The organism is Acinetobacter sp. 778_lipA, assembly GCF_058242985.1.
Window position 1 is genome coordinate 3,641,702 of record NZ_JBZAYT010000001.1, and the last position, 12,753, is coordinate 3,654,454.

Annotated in this window: 6 protein-coding genes, 6 tRNA genes and 3 rRNA genes; 6 read left to right on the forward strand and 9 right to left on the reverse strand. The window is 41.7% G+C overall.

Annotated elements, in window-relative coordinates; all coding sequences use genetic code 11:
* Positions 1-82 precede the first annotated feature (82 nt).
* From metG to AC4CUY_RS17210, 3 genes are all read left to right on the forward strand, one after another.
* A complete protein-coding gene (gene metG / locus AC4CUY_RS17200; protein WP_490774495.1) occupies positions 83-2,137 on the forward strand; it encodes a methionine--tRNA ligase in 2,055 nt (684 codons plus the stop codon).
* Positions 2,138-2,258: 121 nt separating this feature from the next.
* Complete coding sequence (locus AC4CUY_RS17205; protein WP_490774496.1) at positions 2,259-2,732, forward strand: hypothetical protein; 474 nt, start codon at positions 2,259-2,261, stop codon at positions 2,730-2,732.
* 142 nt (positions 2,733-2,874) lie between these two features.
* Positions 2,875-3,852, forward strand: coding sequence for an MBL fold metallo-hydrolase (locus AC4CUY_RS17210; protein ID WP_490774497.1), 978 nt, complete (start codon positions 2,875-2,877; stop codon positions 3,850-3,852).
* Positions 3,853-4,010: 158 nt separating this feature from the next.
* Here AC4CUY_RS17210 and rrf read toward each other — a convergent pair.
* The 5 genes from rrf to AC4CUY_RS17235 form a co-directional block, all read right to left on the reverse strand.
* Positions 4,011-4,125 (reverse strand): 5S ribosomal RNA (gene rrf / locus AC4CUY_RS17215).
* Positions 4,126-4,292: 167 nt separating this feature from the next.
* Positions 4,293-7,183 (reverse strand): 23S ribosomal RNA (locus AC4CUY_RS17220).
* A gap of 336 nt (positions 7,184-7,519) precedes the next feature.
* Positions 7,520-7,595: transfer RNA gene (locus tag AC4CUY_RS17225), tRNA-Ala, on the reverse strand.
* 44 nt (positions 7,596-7,639) lie between these two features.
* Positions 7,640-7,716 (reverse strand) — tRNA-Ile (locus AC4CUY_RS17230).
* Between the two features lie 59 nt (positions 7,717-7,775).
* Positions 7,776-9,314: ribosomal RNA gene (locus tag AC4CUY_RS17235) — 16S ribosomal RNA — on the reverse strand.
* The 16S, 23S and 5S rRNA genes sit together here with 2 tRNA genes alongside, the layout of an rRNA operon.
* 594 nt (positions 9,315-9,908) lie before the next feature.
* Between AC4CUY_RS17235 and yfiR the strand changes: the two genes are divergently transcribed.
* From yfiR to yfiB, 3 genes are read left to right on the forward strand one after another with little or no spacing between them, the layout of a single operon-like run.
* Positions 9,909-10,412, forward strand: coding sequence for a regulatory sequestration protein YfiR (yfiR, locus tag AC4CUY_RS17240; protein ID WP_490774498.1), 504 nt, complete (start codon positions 9,909-9,911; stop codon positions 10,410-10,412).
* A 4-nt stretch (positions 10,413-10,416) separates the two neighbouring features.
* The gene (gene dgcN / locus AC4CUY_RS17245) at positions 10,417-11,634 is read left to right on the forward strand and encodes a diguanylate cyclase DgcN/YfiN (protein WP_151958163.1); all 1,218 of its coding nucleotides are present in this window, start codon (positions 10,417-10,419) and stop codon (positions 11,632-11,634) included.
* 15 nt (positions 11,635-11,649) lie between these two features.
* Positions 11,650-12,129 (forward strand): outer membrane lipoprotein YfiB, encoded by a 480-nt coding sequence (gene yfiB / locus AC4CUY_RS17250; RefSeq protein ID WP_336954394.1) that lies wholly within the window; start codon positions 11,650-11,652, stop codon positions 12,127-12,129.
* 141 nt (positions 12,130-12,270) lie between these two features.
* On the opposite strand, the gene AC4CUY_RS17255 is transcribed toward yfiB, so the two are convergent.
* The 4 genes from AC4CUY_RS17255 to AC4CUY_RS17270 all read right to left on the reverse strand — a co-directional run bounded on the left by AC4CUY_RS17255 (position 12,271) and on the right by AC4CUY_RS17270 (position 12,687).
* Positions 12,271-12,347 (reverse strand) — tRNA-Pro (locus AC4CUY_RS17255).
* Between the two features lie 24 nt (positions 12,348-12,371).
* Positions 12,372-12,447: transfer RNA gene (locus AC4CUY_RS17260), tRNA-His, on the reverse strand.
* 41 nt (positions 12,448-12,488) lie between these two features.
* A tRNA-Arg gene (locus AC4CUY_RS17265) sits at positions 12,489-12,565 on the reverse strand.
* 45 nt (positions 12,566-12,610) lie between these two features.
* A tRNA-Pro gene (locus AC4CUY_RS17270) sits at positions 12,611-12,687 on the reverse strand.
* Between the last annotated feature and the right edge of the window lie 66 nt (positions 12,688-12,753).

Sequence of the window (12,753 nt, forward strand, 5' to 3'; positions counted from 1 at the left end):
CACCTATTCTGTTGTGCATCTTCATAGCAATTACGCTAAAATCAATGCCCTTGCATTAACTTTGAGAAAGAGAGTTATATCCGTGCGAAATATTTTAGTCACTAACGCCCTTCCATACGCAAATGGTCCTATTCATATGGGTCACCTACTCGGCTACATCCAAGCAGATATCTGGGTTCGTGCCATGCGTGCAATGGGTCATGAAGTGACTTATGTCTGCGCGGATGATGCGCACGGTACAGCAATCATGCTCCGTGCAGAAGCAAATGGGATTAGTCCAGAAGTACAAATTGCCAATGTGCAAAAAGAGCATATCCGTGATTTTGATGGCTTTGGGGTACATTTCGATCACTATGATTCAACCAATAGCGATGAAAATAAAGCACGCTCGGAAGAAATCTATATTAAAAACCGTGAGGCAGGCAATATTGCGATTCGTCCTGTTACTCAGTTGTTTGATCCTGAAAAAAGCATGTTCTTGTCAGACCGTTTCATTAAAGGGACTTGCCCAAAATGTAAATCAGAAGATCAGTATGGCGACTCTTGCGAAGTGTGTGGTACGACCTATAATGCGACAGAGCTATTAAATCCACGCTCAACATTAAGTGGTGCCACACCTGTTGAAAAATCATCAGATCATTATTTCTTTAAACTTCCAAACTTTGCTGAATACTTGCAAAAATGGACGCGTGATGAAGGTCGTTTACCTGTTTCGATCGCCAATAAGTTAGATGAATGGTTTGAAAATGGTCTAAACGATTGGGATATCTCTCGTGATGCACCTTATTTCGGCTTTGAAATTCCAGATGCACCTAATAAATATTTCTATGTTTGGGTTGATGCCCCGATTGGCTATATGTCAAGTTTTGAAAATTACATCAAAACGAAACGCCCAGAATTAAGCTTTGACGACTACTGGAAAAAAGATTCTAAAAATGAGGTGTATCACTTCATTGGTAAAGACATTGTATATTTCCATGCATTGTTCTGGCCTGCGATGTTAGAAGGTGCAAATTACCGCACCCCTACAGGTTTATTTGTAAATGGTTTCTTGACTGTAAATGGTCAAAAAATGTCAAAATCGCGTGGCACATTTATTAAAGCTGAAACCTATTTACAGCACTTAAATCCTGAATATTTACGTTATTACTTTGCATCAAAACTCTCTGATAAAGTTGAAGATTCTGATTTAAATCTTGATGACTTTGTACAAAAAGTAAATTCAGATTTAGTAGGAAAAGTTGTGAATATTGCCAGTCGTTGTGCAAAATTCATTAACAGCAATTTTAACAATCGCTTGTCTGCAACATGTGCTGAACCTGAACTTGTTCAAAGCTTTATTGATGCGGGTGACTCGATTGCTCAATCTTATGAAGCTCGTGAGTTTTCAACCGCTATACGTGAAATCATGGCACTTGCTGATCGTGCAAATCAGTATATTGATGAGAAAAAACCATGGGCTTTGGCGAAACAAGAAGGTCAGGAACAACAAGTTCATGATGTCTGTTCTGTTGGAATCAACCTATTCCGTCAATTGGCTGTTTACTTGGCACCAGTACTTCCAACTTTGGCAACACAAGTTCAAGACTTCTTAAAACTTGAAAGTTTTGATTTTGCTTCAGGAAAAACGGTTTTAGTTGAGCATGAAATTGCTCAATTCCAGCCATTGATGCAACGTGTTGATCCAAAAGCAGTTGCTGCAATGGTTGATGCATCAAAAGAATCTTTAGCTGCGGTAACACCAGCGAAAGCAGAAAAGAAAACTGAAAAAACCAAAGAGAAAAAGCCTGAAGCCAAAGTGGGTGAAGCAGAAATCATTACGATTGATGACTTTATCAAAGTTGACTTGCGTGTTGCTGAAGTCTTAGAAGCAGCAACAGTAGAAGGTTCTGATAAGTTGCTTCAATTGACTCTAAATGTCGGTGAAGCTGAACCACGTAATGTATTCAGTGGGATCCGTGAGTTCTACAAACCTGAAGACTTAACTGGCAAATTGGTGGTTATGGTTGCAAACCTTGCTCCGCGTAAAATGCGTTTTGGTATTTCAAATGGTATGGTGCTTGCTGCTGGAAATGGTGATGGTGTTTGGGTGATTTCACCTGAATCTGGTGCAAAACCAGGTGATAAAGTTTCTTAATTATTGATTGTCTCATCCTAGACGATTATAAATCACTAAAAGGCTTCTTCGGAAGTCTTTTTTTATACTAATGTTTTACTATACTATCATTATAAAAATGAAAAAAGGGGCTAGCCTCAATATGGATATGTCAAAAAATAACAAAAGAAAAATATCTGCATTTATCCTCTGTGGTCCATTCATCGGTACATTTATTATCGCAATCACATTTCACAGCGAAATTATTTTTTATTATCCAATGCGGTTTTTAAAAGGACTCATTACACCATCTATTATATTTCCAATGATCGCTGCATTCATCTTGATTACTCCTTTTGGTTATCTCCTAGGGTGCATTCCAGCTATCATTACCAATCTCTTATTTAAACACTTTTTTGCAAGTAAATTAGCCTTAGCCTCTTGGCGTTATAGTTTAATCTATGGGTGTCTTTTAGGCTTTATGCTAGCTCCTTTTATTCTTATCATCGCTATAGTTACGCCTTCCACTTTATTTACTTTTCTTTACCTCCAGTTTGTCCTTATACTACCAACAACGCTGATTTGTACTTTTATTGAATGGATAAGAGCCAGAAATCGTCAGAATATAAACGAATGACCTCACATAGCTGATTCGATCATTGTGCATATTAATAAAAAATTCGCTTACAAAAGTAGATTTTTTTTCATATATAAAAAGCGCCGTGATGAACCAATCCATGTTAAAAAATAATTCGTTAAATTAATTTTGATCAAATCCAATGAAAAAAACTGCCCTATCATTATCAGTCCTTTTATTCGGCTTATTCCCTCTTACATCACAAGCAGAAGTCACCAAAACATTGCCGATCATTGAACAACAAGCGCAAGTAGCAGGGTTTTACCAACATCAGCTGGGCAATACACAAATTACCGCCTTGCTAGATGGCACCAACTTTATGTCTCCCACACTATTTAAAGATATTTCACAGGACAAGGTTCAAGAAATTTTAAAGAAATATCATGCAGATCAAGCCAAAGGTGTACAAACATCGGTGAATGCATTTTTAGTTAACACAGGTAAATCACTGGTTTTGGTGGATAGTGGTACTGCAGATTGTTTCGGTGCGCATCTAGGCTCTGTATTAAAAAATCTCAAAGCTTCAGGTCATCAACCTGAACAAGTCAATACGATTTTACTGACACATTTACATCCTGATCATTCCTGTGGTGTCAGTAAAAATGGCATAGCAAACTACCCAAATGCCACTGTCTATGTCTCTGAAGATGAAGAAAATTATTGGTTGAATCCGAAACAGGCTGAAAAAATAGCACAAGATAAACGTGCCAATTACTTAGCAACTGTAGAAAAGATCAAAGCCGCCCTTACACCCTATCAAGCTAAAAAGCAGTTTAAAACATTTAAACTGGGTGACAACATCAATGGATTTGAAGTGATCAACACAGCAGGTCATACCCCGGGACATTTTAGTTACAAGCTAAAAACAACGGGTGAAGATATTGTTTTTATTGGGGATATTGTCCACTCTCATACAGTACAATTCGATAAACCTGAAACAGCAATAGAATATGATATTGACCCGAAAACAGCTGTTCAAACCCGATTAAAGCAGTTTGCTGATTATGCAAAACGTGGACAAACCATCGCAGCACCCCATTTGCCTTTCCCAGGCATTGGACATATTTACTCAGCAGATGGGAAGAGCTATCAATGGATTCCTGTTCATTTTAAAGATTAATGATTTTATTGTTTAAGTAGAATCTTTTTAATGATCTTTAAAAGCTCCTGCTAAGGCTAGAGCTTTTATTTTGCTTCTTAATTTCTTATCTTTTTCTTTCATCTGGGCATAAAAAAACACCCCGTTCTCTAACGAGACCGGGGTGTTTTAGATTTAAAAGCTGGCGATGACTTACTCTCACATGGGTAACCCCACACTACCATCAGCGCTAAGAGGTTTCACTTCTGAGTTCGGGAAGGGATCAGGTGGTTCACTCTTGCTATTGTCGCCAGCAAACTGTTATGGACTTGTTCGGGTCTTATTTAAATGCCTTACTTCGTACCAAATGAGTTTAACAGAACATTTGAGTTGAATATTTTAACTAGCTTTACAACTAAATCAAGTATGTTTGATCTTTTATGAATCAAATGATGCTTCGTATACAACTGCTTGGGTGTTGTATAGTCAAGCCTCACGAGCAATTAGTATTGGTCAGCTTCATGCGTCACCGCACTTCCACATCCAACCTATCAACGTCGTAGTCTTCAACGGCTCTTTAGAGGACATAAAGTCCTAGGGAAATCTTATCTTGAGGTAGGCTTCCCGCTTAGATGCTTTCAGCGGTTATCCCTTCCGAACATAGCTACCCGGCGATGCGACTGGCGTCACAACCGGTACACCAGAGGTTCGTCCACTCTGGTCCTCTCGTACTAGGAGCAGATCCTCTCAAATTTCCAACGCCCACGGTAGATAGGGACCGAACTGTCTCACGACGTTCTAAACCCAGCTCGCGTACCTCTTTAAATGGCGAACAGCCATACCCTTGGGACCTGCTTCAGCCCCAGGATGAGATGAGCCGACATCGAGGTGCCAAACACCGCCGTCGATATGAACTCTTGGGCGGTATCAGCCTGTTATCCCCAGAGTACCTTTTATCCGTTGAGCGATGGCCCTTCCATACAGAACCACCGGATCACTAAGACCTACTTTCGTACCTGCTCGACTTGTGGGTCTCGCAGTTAAGCGCGCTTTTGCCTTTATACTCTACGCGTGATTTCCGACCACGCTGAGCGCACCTTCGTACTCCTCCGTTACTCTTTAGGAGGAGACCGCCCCAGTCAAACTACCCACCAGACATGGTCCTCGTCCCGGATAACGGGACAGAGTTAGAACCTCAATATTACCAGGGTGGTATTTCAAGGATGGCTCCATAGCAACTGGCGTCACTACTTCAAAGCCTCCCACCTATCCTACACAAGTAAGATCAAAGTTCAATGTCAAGCTGCAGTAAAGGTTCACGGGGTCTTTCCGTCTAGCCGCGGGTACACCGCATCTTCACGGCGAATTCGATTTCACTGAGTCTCTGCTGGAGACAGCGCCCCCATCATTATGCCATTCGTGCAGGTCGGAACTTACCCGACAAGGAATTTCGCTACCTTAGGACCGTTATAGTTACGGCCGCCGTTTACTGGGGCTTCGATCAAGAGCTTCGCTTACGCTAACCCCATCAATTAACCTTCCAGCACCGGGCAGGCATCACACCCTATACGTCCACTTTCGTGTTTGCAGAGTGCTATGTTTTTAATAAACAGTTGCAGGGGCCTGGTTTCTGTGGCTGCCAATAGCTCAAGGAGCAAGTCCTATCACCGTCAGCAGCGTACCTTCTCCCGAAGTTACGGTACCATTTTGCCTAGTTCCTTCAGCAGAGTTCTCTCAAGCGCTTTGGTCTACTCGACCTGACCACCTGTGTCGGTTTCGGGTACGATTCCTGTGTAACTGAAGCTTAGAGACTTTTCCTGGAAGCATAGTATCAGCCACTTCGCTAGTAAACTAGCTTGCTATCAGCTCTCAGCATAGAGCACCCCGGATTTGCCTAAGATGCATGCCTACTGCCTTTCACCTGGACAACCAACGCCAGGCTGACTTAACTTTCTCCGTCCTCTCATCGCATTACACAGAAGTATTGGAATATTAACCAATTTCCCATCGACTACGCCTCTCGGCCTCGCCTTAGGGGTCGACTCACCCAGCCCCGATTAACGTTGGACTGGAACCCTTGGTCTTTCAGCGTGCGAGTTTTTCACTCGCATTGTCGTTACTCACGTCAGCATTCGCACTTCTGATACCTCCAGCATACTTCTCAATACACCTTCATCGGCTTACAGAACGCTCCCCTACCACGTATACTAAGTATACATCCGCAGCTTCGGCATATAGTTTTAGCCCCGTTACATCTTCCGCGCAGGCCGACTCGACTAGTGAGCTATTACGCTTTCTTTAAAGGGTGGCTGCTTCTAAGCCAACCTCCTAGCTGTCTATGCCTTCCCACATCGTTTCCCACTTAACTATAATTTTGGGGCCTTAGCTGGCGGTCTGGATTGTTTTCCTCTTGACTACGGACGTTAGCACCCGCAGTCTGTCTCCCGGATAGTACTCATAGGTATTCGGAGTTTGCATCGGTTTGGTAAGTCGGGATGACCCCCTAGCCGAAACAGTGCTCTACCCCCTATGGTATTCGTCCGAGGCGCTACCTAAATAGCTTTCGGGGAGAACCAGCTATCACCGAGTTTGATTAGCCTTTCACCCCTATCCACAAGTCATCCCCTGGCTTTTCAACGACAGTGGGTTCGGTCCTCCAGTTAGTGTTACCCAACCTTCAACCTGCTCATGGATAGATCACCCGGTTTCGGGTCTATACCCAGCAACTAAACGCCCTATTAAGACTCGATTTCTCTACGGCTCCCCTATACGGTTAACCTTGCTACTGAATATAAGTCGCTGACCCATTATACAAAAGGTACGCAGTCACCGAACAAGTCGGCTCCCACTGCTTGTATGCATGCGGTTTCAGGATCTATTTCACTCCCCTCACAGGGGTTCTTTTCGCCTTTCCCTCACGGTACTGGTTCACTATCGGTCAGTCAGGAGTATTTAGCCTTGGAGGATGGTCCCCCCATATTCAGACAAGGTTTCACGTGCCTCGCCCTACTCGTCATCATTATATGTGCCCTTTCGTGTACGGGACTATCACCCTCTACGGTAGCACTTCCCAGAGCTTTCCGCTAAAACACATATAACTTAATGGGCTGATCCCCGTTCGCTCGCCGCTACTGAGGGAATCTCAATTGATTTCTTTTCCTAAGGGTACTGAGATGTTTCACTTCCCCTCGTTCGCCTCGCATGACTATGTATTCATCATGCGATACCTACCTTATGGTAAGTGGGTTTCCCCATTCAGAAATCTCCGGATCACAGGATATTTGCCGCCTCCCCGAAGCTTATCGCAGGCTATTACGTCTTTCATCGCCTCTGACTGCCAAGGCATCCACCACATGCACTTAATTACTTGACTATACAACCCCAAACAGTCGCTAATCCCTACAAGGAGGATCAACAATGTGGATTCAACCACTTCTATTTGTTGCCTGTGAATTTAATCACTATACAGCTTCAATTTAATTCATATACCAAAACGCTTGATTCAGTTTTATCGCTAGTTCTCATTTCATTCAATATTAACAATTGCTTGCTAACATCAACTAAAACGAGTTAAACAATTATTTCAACTCAAATATATTCTGTTAATGATTCACTACCGCCTCGTCAGCGAGTAGTTAACTGTGATAAATCACAGAACTTAATAAGCTATCGGCTTACTAAGTTCTGTAATCACTTAGTCTGTAATTAGTGGTGGAGACTAACGGAGTCGAACCGTTGACCTCCTGCGTGCAAAGCAGGCGCTCTACCAACTAAGCTAAGTCCCCAGCTTAAGATCTTAATATATCTGCTCTTCTGTGTTCAGTAGACTTGGTGGGTCTGACAAGACTTGAACTTGTGACCCCACGCTTATCAAGCGTGTGCTCTAACCAACTGAGCTACAGACCCTCAGATACATCAATGAAGAACAACTTGTTGTGGATTCTTACCAATCGTCAATCTTTCGTTAAGGAGGTGATCCAGCCGCAGGTTCCCCTACGGCTACCTTGTTACGACTTCACCCCAGTCATCGGCCACACCGTGGTAAGCGTCCTCCTTACGGTTAGACTACCTACTTCTGGTGCAACAAACTCCCATGGTGTGACGGGCGGTGTGTACAAGGCCCGGGAACGTATTCACCGCGGCATTCTGATCCGCGATTACTAGCGATTCCGACTTCATGGAGTCGAGTTGCAGACTCCAATCCGGACTACGATCGGCTTTTTGAGATTAGCATCCTATCGCTAGGTAGCAACCCTTTGTACCGACCATTGTAGCACGTGTGTAGCCCTGGTCGTAAGGGCCATGATGACTTGACGTCGTCCCCGCCTTCCTCCAGTTTGTCACTGGCAGTATCCTTAAAGTTCCCACCCGAAGTGCTGGCAAATAAGGAAAAGGGTTGCGCTCGTTGCGGGACTTAACCCAACATCTCACGACACGAGCTGACGACAGCCATGCAGCACCTGTATGTAAGTTCCCGAAGGCACCAATCCATCTCTGGAAAGTTCTTACTATGTCAAGACCAGGTAAGGTTCTTCGCGTTGCATCGAATTAAACCACATGCTCCACCGCTTGTGCGGGCCCCCGTCAATTCATTTGAGTTTTAGTCTTGCGACCGTACTCCCCAGGCGGTCTACTTATCGCGTTAGCTGCGCCACTAAAGCCTCAAAGGCCCCAACGGCTAGTAGACATCGTTTACGGCATGGACTACCAGGGTATCTAATCCTGTTTGCTCCCCATGCTTTCGTACCTCAGCGTCAGTATTAGGCCAGATGGCTGCCTTCGCCATCGGTATTCCTCCAGATCTCTACGCATTTCACCGCTACACCTGGAATTCTACCATCCTCTCCCATACTCTAGCTTCCCAGTATCGAATGCAATTCCCAAGTTAAGCTCGGGGATTTCACATCCGACTTAAAAAGCCGCCTACGCACGCTTTACGCCCAGTAAATCCGATTAACGCTCGCACCCTCTGTATTACCGCGGCTGCTGGCACAGAGTTAGCCGGTGCTTATTCTGCGAGTAACGTCCACTCATCCTAGGTATTAACTAGAAGAGCCTCCTCCTCGCTTAAAGTGCTTTACAACCATAAGGCCTTCTTCACACACGCGGCATGGCTGGATCAGGGTTCCCCCCATTGTCCAATATTCCCCACTGCTGCCTCCCGTAGGAGTCTGGGCCGTGTCTCAGTCCCAGTGTGGCGGATCATCCTCTCAGACCCGCTACAGATCGTCGCCTTGGTAGGCCTTTACCCCACCAACTAGCTAATCCGACTTAGGCTCATCTATTAACGCAAGGTCACAAGTGATCCCCTGCTTTCCCCCGTAGGGCGTATGCGGTATTAGCATCCCTTTCGAGATGTTGTCCCCCATTAATAGGCAGATTCCTAAGTATTACTCACCCGTCCGCCGCTAGGTCAATTACCGAAGCAATCTCCCCCGCTCGACTTGCATGTGTTAAGCCTGCCGCCAGCGTTCAATCTGAGCCATGATCAAACTCTTCAGTTAAAAATCATTAGTGACTTAAGGTCACAATTCTGGCTCATCAATGTACTGACAAATTCTCTCAAATAAACTTCGAGTAATTTAAACCAATCAATCAATGATAATATTTCGATCAATCAATCAGTAAAAATCCACACAAGTTGTTCTTCATATTCTCTTAATGATCTTCTCAATGCTTCGTCAGCATCAAGCTAGGTCGGCTATACTACTCTCTATCTCTAAAAAGTCAATCTATAATGTTAATTATTTTTTCTAACAAACCCAACCCTAACCTCATCTTAAAATCTCAATTCGAAATCTTAACAACTTAATCAAGTGCCTGATTTATCAGAAGTTTTATTTAACATCACCGCCGATGGATGTGCATTCTACAGCATTCCATTCCCAACACAACCCCTTTTTTTAAACTTTTTTATCAGTTGGACATTTTTTCGACCAAAATGGCAAAATAAGTCCTTTTTCCGCTATTTTTTGTCGCTTTTTTCATCATAAGAGCAACCCCTTTCATGTTTTTATTTAAATTTTAAGCTATTTATATTTGTTTTTTTTCTTTAAACTATTTGAAATAATTTTATCATTTAATAAATTAAGTCGAATATGGCCCGTTTTATAAATAGAAGAAGCTTCTGTTTAGGAATTTTGCTCTTATGTTGCAACTATTCCTCAGCCAATTCGTCACATAATATTTTCATGATGACATTGTCTATATTAAGCTATGCCAAATGGAACACTCCTAATCCAGAATTGTGCGTCGTTGATAATGCATCCTATGCAAACCAATTTTCTGCTTATATCAAATCAAATAAGTCTCCTTTTAATATAAATTCAATACATTCCGCTGATCTAAAAAATCATCATTGTGATGCGGTATTTTTTTCGAATACTTCAGCACAAACCGAACAGGCCCTTATTGGGAAATCATTAAATTCATCTATTTTATCGTTTAGTTCAAGTAATTCTGAATGTGAAATTGGCAGCGTTTTTTGCTTATCCACCAACAAAACAGGAAATACTATTTTTAAAGTGAATTTAGATAGTTTAGCTCAGTCTAAAATACATGTTGATCCACGTGTTTTATTGCTGGCAAAGAATTCGGATTAAAATAATGATGAATAAATTTTTTAAATCGAGTTCCTTACAAACATTGTTTCGTAAATCTCAATTTACGACCTTTGCAATCACTTTATTTATTAGTACGTCTACTTTTGTCACGATTTCAGTATTTACCGTTGAATCTTATGCGAAACAAAACCTATTATTAATCAGTCGAACCGTGTCTGAACGTGTTCAACCTGCGCTAGTCTTCTCTGATAGAATCGCGATTTCACAGATTATCAATGAATATACCTTTCAACATTCAGTACGTCTGATTGAGGTTTATGATAATCAAGGTCATAAAGTTGCTGAAAGCCTAAAAAATGTTGAACACTATTCCTATATTCAAAACTTTTTTGACCATATCTTTTTAAAAGATGCCATCAAGCTAAATGTGCAACATCAAGGAAAGCTTGTCGGCCAAGTTGTGCTCTATGGAAGTTCCAATGAAATTTTAATGTTTATTTTTAAAATTTTTACGGGCTTAGCATTTGGCATGCTATTTATGGTTTTTGCTGTATGGTGGTCAGTAAACTTAACTTATCGCCATATTATGGGGTCATTTTTACCGATTATACAAATTGCACAACTATTAAGGAATCAGAAAGCATACAACTTAAGATTCCCCAAAAGTGATGTAAAAGAATTTCAAGACTTAAACAGTGTGTTCAACCAACTCTTAGATGAAATTCAATCTTGGCACACCCATCTTCAAAACGAGAATAGTGAACTTTCTTATCAAGTTCAACATGATCATTTAACCGAATTACCTAATCGTAATTATTTTTATCAAGTGTTATGTAATCTATATGAAGATACCAATCAACGTGAGAATTTAGCTTTATTATTTATTGATAATAATAATTTTAAAGCCATTAATGATCAATATGGACATTTGGTCGGTGATGAAGTTTTAAAAGAAATGGCTTCACGATTAAGACGCCATATTCGTCAAGATGATTTTGTCGCGCGCCTTGCGGGAGATGAGTTTGCAATTATATTACGTTCCATTTCTAAAATTGAACACCTCATCTCTATTGCGGAAAATCTGATTAAATGTTGTGAAGATCCTTTAATTTATAAAGGACAATCGATTTCTTTTAGCTTTAGTATCGGTATTGCCATCTCTAGTCAGGCATCAAGCCCAGAAGACTTAATTTCTCAAGCAGATCAAGCCATGTACAAAGCAAAATCTTTACAGCACCATTGGTTTATTTACCATTCATAATATTAGGGGGTTTTTATGACTTTAAAAAACGTACAACTTTCTATTCTTGCAATACTCTGCCTAGCACTTACGGGTTGTATGAATCTAGGTGGATTGAGCTATAAACAAGCTCGTGTACTCAAGAAAGAAGGTTTTGTATTAACAGATGAAGGCTGGAGTCTAGGACTACCAGAACGTTTATTGTTTGGTTTTAATGAATCGAATATTAATACCGAGCGACAAACTGAATTGGTTCGTTTAGCCACGCAATTAAACAAATATCATCTCGATAAGCTTAAAATTGTAGGTCATACCGATAATATCGGAAATCCTGAATACAATTTAAAATTATCCAAAGAACGTGCTCAAAATGTTTCAAATATATTTATTGAGCAAAAATTCAATCCACAAAATATCCAAGTGATTGGAAAAGGGGCTGACCAGCCACTTAAAGCAAATGATTCAGAAGAAAATAAAGCTGAAAACCGTCGTGTTGCTGTGATTATTATTCCTTGATAATCTTCTCTTTATTGAAAAAGATCTCTACGGAGATCTTTTTTTAGATCTATAGAATTTGACACTCGTTGACAAGCACAAATTTTAGGCATAAAAAAACCGCATCTAAGCGGATAATTTATACTTAAGCTAATACTTAAATGGTCGGAGCAGTAGGATTCGAACCTACGACCCCCTGGTCCCAAACCAGGTGCACTACCAGGCTGTGCTATGCTCCGAATTTACAACAAACTTAAGGGAATTGGGGTGAATGATGGGGCTCGAACCCACGACAACCGGAATCACAATCCGGGGCTCTACCAACTGAGCTACATCCACCGTCACATTAAGTTTTAGGATCTATAGTATCAAGCAACATATGGTGCGCCTGACAGGATTCGAACCTGTGACCATCCGCTTAGAAGGCGGATGCTCTATCCAACTGAGCTACAGGCGCATGACCAATGATACTAATATCACAGATTAACTTGCCTTGAAGAATTGGTCGGAGCAGTAGGATTCGAACCTACGACCCCCTGGTCCCAAACCAGGTGCACTACCAGGCTGTGCTATGCTCCGTTCATCTCAGCTTTTGTGTATCGCACATCGTGCGGTACGGTGTGCATTCTAGGCGTGACGCCACAA